General features: G+C 65.3%; 14 protein-coding genes and 1 riboswitch. Of the genes, 10 read left to right on the top strand and 4 right to left on the bottom strand.

Features of this window, described 5'->3' with window-relative positions:
• Positions 1 to 20: 20 nt before the first annotated feature.
• The gene (locus tag ACT53M_RS12655) at positions 21 to 776 is read right to left on the bottom strand and encodes a competence/damage-inducible protein A (protein WP_476233769.1); all 756 of its coding nucleotides are present in this window, start codon (positions 774 to 776) and stop codon (positions 21 to 23) included.
• Entirely contained in the window at positions 776 to 1288 is a 513-nt protein-coding gene (locus tag ACT53M_RS12650) for a GFA family protein (protein ID WP_476233767.1), read from the bottom strand. Before ACT53M_RS12650 ends, ACT53M_RS12655 begins: the two co-directional genes overlap by 1 nt.
• Positions 1289 to 1345: 57 nt before the next feature.
• On the opposite strand from ACT53M_RS12650, the gene map reads away from it, so the two are divergent.
• From map to ACT53M_RS12625, 5 genes are all read left to right on the top strand, one after another.
• Entirely contained in the window at positions 1346 to 2170 is an 825-nt protein-coding gene (gene map / locus ACT53M_RS12645; RefSeq protein WP_476233765.1) for a type I methionyl aminopeptidase, read from the top strand.
• Positions 2171 to 2366: 196 nt separating this feature from the next.
• Positions 2367 to 2478, top strand: a riboswitch (SAM-I-IV-variant riboswitch).
• Positions 2479 to 2537: 59 nt separating this feature from the next.
• Positions 2538 to 3587, top strand: a complete 1050-nt coding sequence (locus tag ACT53M_RS12640) for a threonine aldolase family protein (protein ID WP_476233763.1) — start codon at positions 2538 to 2540, stop codon at positions 3585 to 3587.
• Between the two features lie 119 nt (positions 3588 to 3706).
• On the top strand, positions 3707 to 4303 hold the full coding sequence (locus tag ACT53M_RS12635; protein ID WP_476233761.1) for a 50S ribosomal protein L25/general stress protein Ctc: 597 nt from the start codon (positions 3707 to 3709) through the stop codon (positions 4301 to 4303).
• 79 nt (positions 4304 to 4382) lie between these two features.
• Positions 4383 to 4952, top strand: coding sequence for an aminoacyl-tRNA hydrolase (gene pth / locus ACT53M_RS12630; RefSeq protein ID WP_476233759.1), 570 nt, complete (start codon positions 4383 to 4385; stop codon positions 4950 to 4952).
• Between the two features lie 125 nt (positions 4953 to 5077).
• Positions 5078 to 7096, top strand: a complete 2019-nt coding sequence (locus ACT53M_RS12625; RefSeq protein WP_476233757.1) for a DUF3857 domain-containing transglutaminase family protein — start codon at positions 5078 to 5080, stop codon at positions 7094 to 7096.
• 101 nt (positions 7097 to 7197) lie between these two features.
• Here ACT53M_RS12625 and ACT53M_RS12620 read toward each other — a convergent pair whose 3' ends face one another.
• Positions 7198 to 8193 carry a transferrin-binding protein-like solute binding protein gene (locus ACT53M_RS12620; protein ID WP_476233755.1) on the bottom strand — a complete coding sequence of 332 codons (996 nt, stop codon included), beginning with the start codon at positions 8191 to 8193 and terminating at the stop codon, positions 7198 to 7200.
• Positions 8194 to 8450: 257 nt separating this feature from the next.
• Between ACT53M_RS12620 and ychF the strand changes: the two genes are divergently transcribed.
• The gene (gene ychF / locus ACT53M_RS12615) at positions 8451 to 9548 is read left to right on the top strand and encodes a redox-regulated ATPase YchF (protein WP_476229757.1); all 1098 of its coding nucleotides are present in this window, start codon (positions 8451 to 8453) and stop codon (positions 9546 to 9548) included.
• A gap of 53 nt (positions 9549 to 9601) precedes the next feature.
• On the opposite strand, the gene ACT53M_RS12610 is transcribed toward ychF, so the two are convergent.
• A complete protein-coding gene (locus ACT53M_RS12610; RefSeq protein ID WP_476229758.1) occupies positions 9602 to 10000 on the bottom strand; it encodes a MerR family transcriptional regulator in 399 nt (132 codons plus the stop codon).
• A gap of 59 nt (positions 10001 to 10059) precedes the next feature.
• Here ACT53M_RS12610 and ACT53M_RS12605 point away from each other — a divergent pair, with 59 nt between their 5' ends.
• The 4 genes from ACT53M_RS12605 (at position 10060) to ACT53M_RS12590 (ending at position 14035) form a co-directional block, all read left to right on the top strand.
• On the top strand, positions 10060 to 10815 hold the full coding sequence (locus ACT53M_RS12605; RefSeq protein WP_476229759.1) for a glutaredoxin family protein: 756 nt from the start codon (positions 10060 to 10062) through the stop codon (positions 10813 to 10815).
• Positions 10816 to 10819: 4 nt separating this feature from the next.
• The gene (locus ACT53M_RS12600; RefSeq protein ID WP_476233754.1) at positions 10820 to 12100 is read left to right on the top strand and encodes a hypothetical protein; all 1281 of its coding nucleotides are present in this window, start codon (positions 10820 to 10822) and stop codon (positions 12098 to 12100) included.
• 166 nt (positions 12101 to 12266) lie between these two features.
• The gene (locus ACT53M_RS12595; protein ID WP_476233752.1) at positions 12267 to 13541 is read left to right on the top strand and encodes an alkaline phosphatase family protein; all 1275 of its coding nucleotides are present in this window, start codon (positions 12267 to 12269) and stop codon (positions 13539 to 13541) included.
• Positions 13542 to 13582: 41 nt separating this feature from the next.
• Entirely contained in the window at positions 13583 to 14035 is a 453-nt protein-coding gene (locus ACT53M_RS12590) for a MaoC family dehydratase (protein WP_476233750.1), read from the top strand.
• Positions 14036 to 14124: the final 89 nt, after the last annotated feature.

The following is a 14124-nucleotide window of genomic DNA, read 5'->3' as shown; positions in this document are numbered from 1 at the left end:
GCCGCCCGCGCAAGCGCGCGTCAGATGCCGCCGTCGACCACCGCAATCCCGCGCGCCGCCAGCCCCGTCACCAGCGCGGCGACGCACGCTTCCAACACGGCAGCATCGGTTGCGCGCACCACGAAATTGGCGCCGACCCGCCCCTCACGGAAAAACGGATAGCTGCCGATCGCCACGCCTTCGTGCGCGCGTTCGGTATCGCCCAGCAGGTCGGCGATCTCGCTCTCCGCCACCCAGCTGCCCACCGTATGCGACAGCACCGGCAACCCGCCCTCCAGCGTGCCGGTCAGTGCATCGAGCATGCCCGCAGTGATGTGCGGCACGCCTGCCAGAATGAAGATGTTGCCCCAGCGGATGCCCGGCGCACCCGACATGCGGTTGGCGATCAACTCGGCCCCTTCGGGCACGCGCGCCATGCGCAGCCGCGCCTCGGTAAGCCCGCCCCGGCTGGCATAATAGGCCTCCAGCACCGCGCGCGCCTCCGGATGCACCACTACCGGTACTTCCAGCGCGGCGGCGATCGCATCGACGGTGATGTCGTCATGCGTCGGGCCGATCCCGCCGGTGGTGAACAGATAGTCGTTGCGCGCGCGCAGCGTATTCACCGCCTCGATAATCGCGTCCTGCTTGTCAGCAACCACCCGCACCTCGGCCAGGCGGATACCCTGCACGTTCAGCCAGGTCGCGATCTGCGCGACATTCTTGTCCTGCGTACGGCCGGAAAGGATTTCGTCGCCGATCACCACCAGGGCGGCGGTCCAGATGCGCGTCGCCATCAGCCCTTTGCCTCGCGCGCTTCGGCGCTGCGCTGTGCCAGTGCCCGCATCCGCGCGAACCGCTCGGGCGGCAGCAGCTCGGCGGCGTTGTAGACCGTTTCGAACTGCGGGACGCCCTCGGGCAGCGTCACCCAGGGCATCCGGTCCGCCGCGAAGATCGCGGCATCCGGCCGGATTCTACCCGGCGCGTCCAGCGTCGTCGCGCGCACGCCGGCGCCCAGCCGCCCCAGGCGCGGATAGAAGCTCCAAAGCGCAGTACCGCATACGGCACAGCGCACGATTTCCTGCTGCCCGCCGGAGCCTGTCGTCACGAAATGGCTGCTGGTCTCGCCCTGCAACTGCTCCAGCTTCTCCGTCTCGATGAACAGGTTGATCACGCTGGTCGAGCCGGTCTGGCGCTGACAAAGCGTGCAATAGCAGTTGTTTACCGAAATGGGATCATCGGCAACGCGATAGCGCACGGCGCCGCAGGCGCATCCCCCTTCAAGCCACGCTACGTCCGCTTCCGGCATATGCGCTCCTTTCGATACCCCCTCGCCCTTTGCGCCCGCGCTTCCTATATCGCAAGCATGACCGAATATGTGAACGTGACGGCGGATATGCCGCAGGCGCGCAGCCAGGCAATCAAGCTGCATGGCCCCGAAGGGTTCGAGGGCATGCGCAAGGCCGGTCGTCTTGCCGCCGAGATTCTCGATGCGCTGGTGCCGCATGTCGTGCCGGGCGTGACAACGCAGGAGCTGGACGACATTGTCCGCACCATGTCGATCGAAGGCGGCGGCGTGCCGGCGACGCTCGGCTATCGCGGCTATGCGCATAGCTGCTGCGTCTCGATCAACCATGTCGTCTGCCACGGCATTCCGGGCGACCGCCAGCTGAAGGACGGTGACATCGTCAATATCGACGTGACTCCGCTGCTGGATGGCTGGCACGGCGACACGAGCCGCATGTATCTGGTCGGTGACGTGCCGATCAAGGCGCGGCGCCTTGTCGACGTCACCTATGAGTGCCTGATGCTTGGCATCGAACAGGCCAGGCCCGGCAACCATCTGGGCGACATCAGCCACGCAATCCAGCGCCATGCCGAAAAGCACCGCTACGGCGTCGTCCGCGATTTCTGCGGGCACGGCCTGGGCCAGGTGTTCCACGATGCACCCGAAGTCGTGCATGTCGGCCGCCCCGGCACCGGGCCGGAACTGCGGCCGGGCATGTTCTTCACCATCGAGCCGATGATCAATATCGGCCGCCCCGACGTGAAGCTGCTCGACGACGGCTGGACGGCCGTAACCCGCGACCGCTCGCTTTCGGCGCAGTTCGAGCATTCGATCGGCATTACCGAAACCGGCTGCGAGATTTTCACGCTCAGCCCCAAGGGCCTGCACCAGCCGCCTTATTGAGCGTAGGGCGCCCTACCCTGCTGCGCTCCCCTCCCGCTTGCGGGAGGGGTCGGGGGAGGGGCTGACGGGCTCGCGGGCGAAGCCGTATCAGATGGAGCCGCCACACCGGCCCCTCCCCTAGCCCCTCCCGCAAGCGGAAGGGGGACAACCGCCCGGTAACAATCTTGCGCCTCCGCGCGACTTCCGCTACCCGCCTCACCAGCATCAAGAGTCGGGCCGACGCCCGGCACCAACCTGCTCCGTGCAAGGTGGTGCCTCTATGGCAACATGGAGGGATGTGGCCGGAACCGGCAACACGGGATCATGCCACGCATTCGTCGGTCCGCCTCGCTTGGTGACACAGCCAGGAAGAAGGCCGTAGCGCGTAATGACCGACGTTCAGCAATTCGCCAGTGACAATTATGCCGGAATCTGCCCGGAAGCCTGGGCGGCGATGGAAGCGGCCAATCGCGGCCACGCCCCTGCGTACGGCGAGGACGACTGGACGCAAGCCGCCGCCGATGCCTTCCGCACCCTGTTCGAAAGCGATTGCGAAGTGTTCTTCGCCTTCAACGGCACGGCGGCCAATTCGCTGGCGCTGGCGGCGCTTTGCCAGTCCTATCACAGCGTGATCTGCTCGGCGGCCGCCCATGTCGAGACCGACGAATGCGGCGCGCCCGAATTTTTCTCCAACGGATCGAAGCTGCTCGTCGCCCAGAGCGCCGACGGCAAGCTGACGCCGGAGGCCGTGCGTGCCGTCGCCACCAGCCGGTCAGACATCCATTTCCCCAAGCCGCGCGTGGTGACGATCACCCAGCCGACCGAAACGGGCCAGGTCTATACCGTCGCGGAGGTGCAGGCGCTGGCGGCGGTGTGCCGCGAACTGGGGCTGAAGCTGCACATGGACGGCGCGCGCTTCGCCCATGCCGTCGCGACACTCGGCTGCACGCCGGCGGACATCACCTGGCGCGCGGGCGTCGACGTGCTCTGCTTCGGCGGTACCAAGAATGGCATGGCCGTGGGTGAGGCCGTGATCTTCTTCGATCACGCGCTCGCACAGGATTTCGACTATCGCTGCAAGCAGGCGGGGCAGCTCGCCTCGAAGATGCGGTTCCTGGCGGCGCCCTGGGTGGGGATGCTGGAAAAGGGCGCCTGGCTGCGCAACGCCGCCCATGCCAATGCGTGCGCGCAGCGGCTGGCCGCGGCGATCAAAGGCCTGCCGCAGATTGCGCTGATGTTCCCGGTGGAAGCGAACGGCGTATTCCTGCGCGCGCCTGATCCGGTGCTCGCCGGGCTGCGCGCACGCGGCTGGCGCTTTTACACCTTCATCGGCGGCGGCGCCCGCTTCATGTTCGCCTGGGATGCCGATCCGGCGCGGGTCGATCAGCTCGCGGCAGACATCCGCGCGGTGTGCAGCGAGAGCGCACTGGCCGCCTGACCGGCCGCCCTTGCCCTTTGCCCGCACTTCCGCTATGCGCGCCGCTTCGTTGCCGGGGTCATCCCTGGAGGCCCGGCTTCGGAATCGATCTTTACTCTTAGCGCATTGGAAATCGACAGATGAGCGACACGCTTACGTTGTCGGCCGAGGCGCGCGATCGGGTTGGCAAGGGAGCCTCCCGTGCGCTGCGTCGTGAAGGCCGCGTCCCCGCCGTTATCTACGGCAACAAGCAGGATCCCAAGGGCATCCATGTCGAGGAGCGTGAGCTCCAGAAGCTGCTCAACACCGGGCATTTCTTCAACTCGGTCATCATGGTGAACGGCGAGCGTACGCTGGCCAAGGACGTCGCCTTCGACGTCGTCACCGATCGTCCGCTGCACGTCGACTTCCTGCGCATCTCCGAGCATGCGACCGTGCATGTCGAAGTGCCGATCGTCTTCACCGACGAGGAAAAGGCCCCCGGCATCAAGCGCGGCGGCGTGCTCAACGTCGTCCGTCACGAACTGGAACTGGTGGTCGATGCGGCCAACATCCCGGACCAGATCGAGATTTCGCTGGCCGGCCTCGAAGTGGGCGATTCGCTCCACATTTCGGCCGTGACGCTGCCGCAGGGCGCGTCTCCCGCGATCACCGACCGCGACTTCACCATCGCAACGATCGTGGCGCCGTCGGCGCTCAAGTCGAGCGAAGGCGAGGCCGAGGCAGCGGAGGGCTGATAGCCCTCCCCTTCACGGGTTCAGAAGATCGCCTCCGCGCCCCAGGTGCGGGGGCGATTTTCTTTTCGGGGAGTATCGAATGCAGCTCTGGGTGGGCCTCGGCAATCCGGGGCCGCAATATGCGATGCACCGCCACAATGTCGGCTTCATGGCGCTCGACGCCATTGCCGAGGTGCATGGCTTCTCGGCGCCGAAAAAGCAGTTTCAGGGCTGGACGCAGGAAGGGCGGATCGGAAGCGACAAGATCGTCCTGCTCAAGCCCGGCACCTTCATGAACGAAAGCGGCCGGGCGGTGCGCGCGGCCATGGATTTCTACAAGCTCACCCCGGAGGGCGTCACCGTCTTCCACGACGAGCTCGACCTGCCGCCAATGAAGGTGAAGGTGAAGCGCGGCGGCGGCAATGCCGGACATAACGGCCTGCGCTCGACGGACGCGCATATCGGCCCCGATTTCCGCCGCGTCCGCCTGGGCATCGGCCATCCGGGGCACAAGGACCGGGTGACCGGCCATGTCCTCGGCAACTATGCAAAGGCCGAGATCGACCCGCTATCCGACATGCTCGGCGCCGTCGCGGCGGAGGCGCCGTGGCTGGCGGCTGGCGACGATGTGCGCTTCATGAACGAAGTGGCGCGGCGGCTGCAGGACTAAACACCGGTATTTCCTATACAGAAACTGGATGCGATCCCGCTTGCAAGCAGCCAGCCATGTGCCACATTGCGCCCCGAATAGATTAGGGGGTTTTAGTGCACGTCTCGTTATTGAGCTTGGCGTCGATGCTCGTCTACGGCGCCGGCAGCGACGGTTCTCAACAGGTTCGCGTGGGGCCTGCCCCGTCCTGGTCGCAACCTTCGGAGATGTTGCCGGTACCGGAATCCGTAACCGGCCCTCTCTTCATGCGACGACAAGACCTTGAAGTTCATTTGAACGATAAGGGCCAGGCGCAATATCTCGGCTATCGAATAAAGATTCTTCAGGCCAATGCGCTGCAGGTGGGTAATATTTCTATCTCATGGAATCCGGACGCGGGTGCTCCGATTATTCACGAGGTGAAGCTCTTCCGCGATGGCCAGATGACCGACATCCTCAAACAGGCTAAATTTGAGGTACTCCGGCGGGAAGATCAACTGGAAGCGGCGCGGCTTGACGGAACTTTGACGGCGGTACTTCGCGTGCCCGATCTCCGGGTCGGAGATGAGCTGGAAGTCGACCTGACGACCTTCTCGAAGGATCCCCTGTCCGGTCGGGCCGCAGCCGGCCTGCTCCTTCTGGGCCCGAGCCCCTCGCCCGGCCGTTACCATCTGGGCCTGAGCTGGGAAGAAGGCCAGGAGCCTGGACTGAAGCTCACCAGCGAGATGTCGGCGGTAATGACCGAAGGGCCGCGTGCCGTTGACTTTCGCTTCGACAACCCGGCCCTTCTCGCGCCGCCCGGCGATGCGCCCGCACGTTTCCAGTGGCAGCGCGTGGTGCAATTCAGCCAATTCGCCGATTGGCAGGCGCTGTCGCGTCATTTCGATCCAGCGTTCGCGAAAGCCGCAACGCTTGCGTCCGATTCTCCTGTAAAGGCCGAAGCCAGAAGAATCGCAGCGGCACATCCGCTTGCGCTGGACCGTGCGAACACAGCGCTTAAGCTCGTCCAGCAAGACGTGCGCTACATCTATGTCGGACTGAACGGCGGAAACCTGATCCCCGCCTCGGCGGACGAGACCTGGCAGCGCCGCTATGGTGACTGCAAGGGCAAGACGGTATTGCTTCTGGCGCTGCTTTCCGAAATGGGCATCAAGGCCGAAGCGGTCCTGGTAAACTCGAACGGGGTCGACGACGGGTTCGATCAGCGCCTGCCCAACCCGCAACTCTTCGATCACGTGCTCGTGCGCGCGAACATCGAGGGGAAAACATATTGGTTCGATGGCACGCTCCCGCCGGTGGCATCCGCCAGCGCCGAACCAGTCTTTCCCCTGAAGTGGGTACTACCCTTGTCGGATCAGGGCGACGGCCTGGAGAAGGTGGCATGGCACCCCATCGCCGCACCCGAAGAGGTTTCGCTCTTCGAAATCGACGCGCGCGAAGGCTTCGACAAGCCGGCCCGGATCACGACCACTTCCATCTTGCGGGGTGTGAAAGGCCTTCAGCAGGACCTTCAGTTCTCGTCCGTCAGTTCCGCCCAATTGCTGGAAGCGTTCCGCCAGCAAGCGGTCGGTGACGTCTGGCAAACGATTGACGACGTGAAATGGCGCTACGATGAGAAGGCTGGCGCAAGCATACTGACGATCACAGGGACCGGTACCGTGAACTGGGAAGCTGGCGACGCAGGGGACAAGTCACTCGCGCTTCCCGGCGGCGGGTTCAACCCACCGGAACGAAAGATCCGGGCGGCGGGGCCAAACAGCGAAGTGCCCTTCTACAACAAGCCCTATTATAGCTGCCATGTTACGACAGTAAGATTGCCGCTTTCCACCAAGGCCGGGCAATGGTCGTCGAAAGCCGACATCGACACTCAGATGTTTGGCGTCGATTATCATCGCGCATGGGAACTGCGGGACGGTGCTATTCGGATGATCCACGGCTCCAGGGTTCAGCAGACCGAAATCGATGTCGCCACCGCCAAACGCGACAACGGCAGGATCGCCTCGTTCGACAATAGCATGGGGTACATATTCTTCGACCACAAGGGTACGGACGGTTCCGTGGGTAGCGGAAAAAAGGTACCCGCCACCTTCGAGATTGACTGGACGGCAAGTAATGTGCCGTGCCTCTCCGCTACTGCCGCGAAGGCCGATACATCAAACCACTAGTGTCGCCCTGTGCGGGGCGCCGTTTATTGCGGCGCCCTACACCAACAGAAAAGGGGCCCGGTCACCCGGGCCCCTTTTTCGTTTTGCCGAAGCGGCGATTCTTACTGCTTCTTGCCGACGACTTCGCCGACGATCCGCGTGTCCGCGCCGTTGATGGTGCCGGAAGCACCGAAGGCGATGCCGATATTTGTGCCCTGCGAACCAAAGAAGCCGCCGGAGATCGTACCCGACACCGGGTTGCCGCTGGTGAAGCTGCCGCTGAACTGGTTGGCGCCGATCTGGATCGCGCCCTGCGCCGTCAGCGTCAGATAGGGGGTTTCCGCCCCGCCTGCGCTGGGCGTGGTAGTCAGGTTCAGCGTCACCGTGACCAGGCCGGTCGCGAAGTTGACCGTGGTGGTGCTGCTGCCGGCCAGGCGCGTGATAGTGGTAGCGTTGTTCGCCACGCTGATCGCACGGCCGACGACGCGGGTGGTGTAGCTGGCGGTGCCGGTGGTCGGTACGTCATTGGTCGCGGTGGGATAGCCCCACACGCTGTAGGTCAGCCGCTTCTGGCCCGTCGTCGAATCGCCGCGCCACCAGTTGGCATAGGTCACCGTGCCCAGCGTGCTGAACACGCTGTCGCTGGTCACTTGCGATGCGATGGTGTTGTTCAAGAATTCAAGCTGGGCGAAATTGCCGGCCGATCCGGTGCTCGACGTGCTCTTGTACACATATTCGGTCACCGACGACGACGCCGTGGTCAGCAGATTGGTGTTGGTGAAGCGCGACTCCTCGGCCGATTCGTCGATCACCGCCGTATCATTCGTCAGCGAAGCGACGGCCGCCAGCTTGACGCGGCCCACCTGAATCTCGGTGCCCGTCACGCCCAGCGTCACCGCGCCGGCAGTGGGATCACCGGTATAGCTGGTCGTCGCGTCGAGCGCGCTGAACTGCGCTGCCGCGGTCAGCGGGAAAGCGGTATAGGTCGGCGACGGCGTCGGCGTCGGGGTGGGCGACGAAGTCGGGGTCGGCGTGGGCGACGAGCTGCCACCACCGCCGCAGCTCGATAGCGTAACCGCCGCAGCGGCCGCGCTCAGGACAACATACCGGCGAATCATGCGGAACTCCTCGTAAACCCACTGCAACACGCGAAAAGCGTGCCGCCCCTGTACCCCAGATGAACGGCCCCGCGTCAAGCAGGCAAACGCTCGCGCAGCCCGGCAGTTCACCCACGGCTCCGGCAGCGGGGTCGCCCGGCATTGCGGCGATTTGAAGGCCCGGCCTGCCCGGGCTGGAAAAGTTGCACGGTTCCGCCTATCGAGCCGCCAACCGCGCCGGCGCTTTGCCGGCCTTTCACGACAGGATTGAACTACCGATGGGTTTCCGTTGCGGCATCGTCGGCCTGCCCAATGTGGGCAAGTCCACGCTTTTCAATGCGCTGACCGAGACTGCCGCAGCGCAGGCAGCCAATTACCCCTTCTGCACGATCGAGCCGAATGTCGGCAACGTGGCCGTGCCGGACCCGCGCCTGAACAAGCTGGCCGAAATCGCCGGCTCGCAGAAGATCATCGAGACGCAGCTGGGTTTCGTCGACATTGCCGGGCTGGTGCGCGGCGCCAGCAAGGGCGAAGGGCTGGGCAATCAGTTCCTCGGCAATATCCGCGAAGTCGACGCGGTCGTGCATGTGCTGCGCTGCTTCGAGAATGACGACATCCAGCATGTCGACAACCGCGTCGATCCGATTGCCGACGCCGAAACGGTCGAGACCGAACTGATGCTCTCCGACCTCGAAAGCCTGGAAAAGCGCGTGCCGAACCTCGCCAAGAAGGCGGCGCAGGGCGACAAGGAAGCCAAGGCCGCCGCCTCGGTGCTCGGCCAGGCGCTCGAACTGCTGCGCGACGGCAAGCCGGCCCGGCTGACCGAGCCGAAGGATGTCGACGAGGCACGCATCCTCCGCCAGGCGCAGCTGCTCACCACCAAGCCCGTCCTCTATGTCTGCAACGTCAACGAGGAAGACGCCGCGAACGGCAACGAACTTTCCGCCAAGGTGTTCGCCAAGGCTGCGGCCGAAGGCGCGCAGGCAGTCGTCGTCTCGGCGGCGATCGAGGCAGAGATCGCGACCATGCCGGCCGAGGAACGCGGCGAGTTTCTGGGCGAACTGGGGCTGGAGGAAACCGGCCTCGCCCGAGTCATCCGCGCCGGCTATACGCTGCTCGACCTGCTGACCTTCTTCACCGTCGGCCCCAAGGAAGCGCGCGCCTGGACGGTGCATCGCGGCGCCACCGCGCCGGAAGCCGCCGGCACGATCCACAGCGATTTCGAGAAAGGCTTCATCCGCGCCGAAACGATCGCGTTCGACGATTTCGTAACGCTGGGCGGCGAAGCCAAGGCCCGCGAAGCCGGCAAGCTGCGCGCCGAAGGCAAGGCCTATATCGTCCAGGATGGCGATGTGATGCACTTCCTGCACAGCTGATCGCATTTACCTTCTTCACCCCTCCCTGCTGGCAGGGAGGGGAATCGTTGCCCTCACCCCTCAAACGCCGTCAGGATCGGGCATGGCCCCGCGCGGCCCGATCCGCATTCCCGCGCCAGCCGCGCCAGCGCGTCGCGGGCAGACTTCAGCTCCGCGATTTTCGCATCCAGCGCCGCGATCTGCTCACGCGCCAGCGCCCGGGCACGCGCGCGATCGTCCGTCGCGTCCAGTTCCATCAACTCGCCGATCTGCTCCAGCGTAAACCCAGCGGCTTGCGCGGCGCGGATGAAGCGCAGCCGGCGAAGGTCCGTCTCGCCATAGCGGCGCACCCCCGCATCGGGGCCGCTGGCCCGCGGCGGCGTCGGGATCAGGCCGCGCCGCTGATAATAGCGGATCGTCTCCACCCCCACCCCGCACGCTTCAGCGAATTTTCCGATCGTCAGCGATGCCATGCCTTGACTCCGTACCATGGTACGGACCCTATATGGGGTGCGGACCCAAGGAAAGCATCATGGCATCCGCCTCAGATAAAAGCGCAATTCTGTATCGCATGGTGATGGAAAAGCATGTCTGCCCGTGGGGCTTGCGTGCGCTCCATCTGCTCCGCAGCCACGGTTATACGGTCGACGACCGCCACCTGACGACGCGCGAGGAGACCGACGCATTCAAGGCGCGGCACGCCGTCGCCACCACGCCGCAGATCTTCATCGGCGACCGCCGCATCGGCGGCTACGACGACCTCCGCCGCTTCCTGGGCCTCAAGGTCCGCGATCCCAAGGCCAAGACCTATCGCCCGGTCATCGCGCTGTTCGCGATGGCGGCGCTGCTGGCACTCGCGGTCAGCCAGGCGGTCTATGCCACGCCCTTCACGCTCCGCGCAGGGGAATGGTTCATCAGCTTTTCGATGGTCCTGCTCGCGATGCTCAAGCTGCGCGACGTGTCGGGCTTTGCGACGATGTTCCTCGGCTATGACCTGCTCGCCCGGCGCTGGGTGCCTCATGCGACGCTCTATCCCTTTGCCGAGGCGGCGGCAGGGCTGTTGATGACCGCGAACCTGCTGACCTGGTTCTCCGCCCCGCTCGCACTCGTCATCGGCGGCGTCGGCGCGGTGTCGGTCTTCAAGGCGGTCTATATCGAGCGGCGCGACCTTAAGTGCGCCTGTGTCGGCGGCGACAGCAATGTGCCGCTCGGCTTCGTCTCGCTCACCGAAAACCTGATGATGATCGCGATGGGCATCTGGATGCTCGCGCGCCCGATGGGAGTTTGAACCGTTGCGTACTGCCCTTGTCACGCTCGCTCTGCTGACCCCGGTCCCCGCGCTGGCGCAGGAGGATCACAGTATGCACGACATGGCCGGCATGCCCGGCATGACCATGGACAGCGACCAGCCGATGCCGCCAATGCGCATGGGCGGCTCCGATCACGCCAGCGCCGGATCGGGCACGGCGCTGCTGCCGCAAGCCGATGGGCCGATGCGCGGCGTCCACCTCACTACCGGCGACTGGATGGTGATGGCGCATGGTTATGCCTGGGGCGTCTATACCGATCAGGGCGGCAAGCGCGGTGACGACGAAGCCTTTGTCGAATCGATGGCGATGCTCAGTGCCACCCGCGCTTTCGCCGGCGGTACCACGCTCCAGCTCCGCACGATGATGAGCCTGGAACCCGCCATGGGCGAGCGCGGCTACCCCAATCTGTTCGCCGGCGGAGAGACCGCGAACGGCGTGCCGCTGGTCGACCGCCAGCACCCGCACGACCTGTTCATGGAACTCAGCGCCCGCATCGACACACCGCTTGCCCCCGGCGTGCGCAGCTTCGTCTATGGCGGCCCGGTCGCCGAACCCGCGCTGGGGCCGAGCGCCTTCATGCACCGCCGCTCGGGCCGCTATTTCGCGCTCTCGCCGATTTCGCACCACTGGTTCGACAGCAGCCACATAACCTATGGCGTCGTTACCGGCGGTGTGCAGGCGGGCCGCGTCCAGATCGAAGGCTCGTGGTTCAACGGCCGCGAGCCCGACGAGCATCGCTGGGACATCGACCCCATCCGCCTGAATAGCTGGAGCGTGCGGGCAAGCTGGGCTCCCTCCGACCATTGGCTGGCACAGGTTTCGACCGGTCGCCTCCACCAGCCCGAAGTCACCCATCCCGGCGAGGACGAGCAGCGCACCACCGCCAGCCTCCATTATGCGAACGGCCCCCTGTCCGCGATGGTCGCCTATGCCGCCAAGAATCGCATCCCCGGCCCGGTGCTGAGCGCCTTTACTGCCGAGGCCACCTGGGATCTCTCCCGCCACCACAGCCTGTTCGGCCGCATCGAGAATGTCGCCAATGACGAGCTGTTCCCCGACCATGCCGATCCCCTCCACGACCGGAAATTCCGGGTGACGCGGTTCGAGGGCGGCTATGCCTATCGTATCCCGATCGCCGACAAGGCCGAACTGGCACTGGGCGGATCGGTGGCGGCCTATGCCAAGCCGCAGGCGCTGAACGCCGCCTATGGCACGGCGCCGGTAAGCACGACGGTGTTTGCGAGGCTGGCGCTGGGGCAGTAACCGGACGGATCACCCTCACCCCACGCGCTCCCCTCCCGTTTGCGGGAGGGGTCGGGGGAAGGACTGATGTGGAAGAAGTGCCGAAGCGTTTCAGCCCCTCCCGCAAGCGGGAGGGGAACAACACCCCGTCTTCCCATCGCAACAATTCCGGCGCATGGAGCCGCCCATGCGCTGGTATTCGAAAGTCGCCGCCGGGGCGCTTGCTGCCCTGCTCCAGGCCTGTGCCACGGCCCCTGCCCTCAGCCCCGCTCCTGCGCCGGCCCCTGCTGTTGCAGAGGCCCGCGCGCCGGTGACGATCCTCGTCTCGATCGACGGCTTCCGCTGGGATTATCTCCAGCGCGGCGTCACCCCCAATCTCAACCGGCTGGCGGAACAGGGGATCAGCGGGCCGATGCACCCCAGCTTCCCCAGCAAGACCTTCCCCAACCACTGGACGCTGGTGACAGGCCTGGTGCCCGACCATCACGGCATCACCGCCAACAAGATGGAAGACGCGGCACGCCCGAACGAAGTCTTCACCATGGCGACCGATGCGCCCTTCTGGTGGAACGCCGCGCCGCCGATCTGGGTGGACGCTGAAATGGAGGGCATTCGCAGCGGCACCGTGTTCTGGCCCGGCTCGAACGTAGCCTGGGGCAGCCCGGTGATCAAACCCGACCATGGCGACTATCCCGGCGGCACCCGCCCTTCGGACTGGCTGCAGTTCAACCAGGCGATCACCGGCGAGCAACGCGTCAACGTGGTGCTCGACTGGATGCGCCGCCCCGCCGCGATCCGCCCGCGCTTCGTGACGCTCTATTTCGACACGGTCGACACTGCCGGCCACACCTATGGCCCCAACGACGCGCGCACCACCGCTGTCGTCGCCGATGTCGACAAAAGGATCGGCGAACTGGTCGCCGGTCTCGCCGCGCTGGGCCAGCCCGCCAATCTCGTCATCGTCGCCGACCATGGCATGGCAGAAACCAGCGACACGCGCATCGTCACGCTGGGTCTGCCGACGGACAGCTATCACCTGCTGGAGGCCGGCCCCTATGCCAGCCTCACTCCGCTGCCCGGCCACGAGGCCGAGGTCGAAAAGGCGCTGCTCGGTCGCCATCCGCACATGGAGTGCTGGCGCAAGGGCGAAATCCCCGCGCGGTTCCGCTATGGCACCAACCCGCGTATCCCGGCGATCTTCTGCCTCGCCGACGATGGCTGGCTGGTGCAGGAAAAGCTGCCCGAAAAGCCCTTTACCCGCGGCGACCATGGCTATGACAATCAGGCGGCAGACATGACCGCCCTGTTCGTCGCGGCCGGCCCCGCCTTCCGCCACGGCAGTGTACCGGCGTTCGACAATGTCGATATCTATCCGCTGCTGCGTGACCTGCTCGGCATACAGCAAAAGCGGGGGCTGGACGGCAACGACGCACCGTTCCGGGCGCTGCTCGCCACGCACTAATCTGCTTGCCAGCGACGGGTTTCTAATCGAAACTCGTCGCCATGCGCTATTTCGACGACATCCAGGTGGGCGACCGGGCCAGCTTTGGCCGCTACGAAGTCACGCGCGAGGAAGTGCTCGACTTCGCCCGCAAATATGATCCCCAGCCCTTCCACCTCTCCGACGAGGCGGCGGCGAAGACGCATTTCGGCCGGCTGGCGGCAAGCGGCTGGCACACCAATGCGATGACCATGGCGATGCTGGTCGCGTATAACGAAGCCAACCCGATCGCCAGCATGGGCGCCGCCGGCATCGACGAACTGCGCTGGGTGCGCCCGGTCTATCCCGGCGACGTGCTCCGCTGCGAAACCGAAGTGCTGGAAGCCCGCGCCTCGCAGAGCCGCCCCGAAATGGGCATCGTCCGCAGCCGGCTGACCACCTTCAACCAGAAGGACGAACCGGTCCTCACCTTCATCGCCAACGCGCTGGTGGGGCGGCGGCCGGCGGCGGGATAAGGCCGAAGCCCCCGGGGTGAGCCCGGGATCCTCTGCCTTCTTGTCTCGAAGCAGACGCTTAGCTATGTAATTAGCTAAGGAGGCGCCCT

The sequence above is a fragment of the Sphingomonas sp. DMC6 genome (assembly GCF_056314225.1).
Note: the sequence above shows the minus strand (reverse complement) of the source record. Positions and strands in the feature narration are given on the sequence as shown.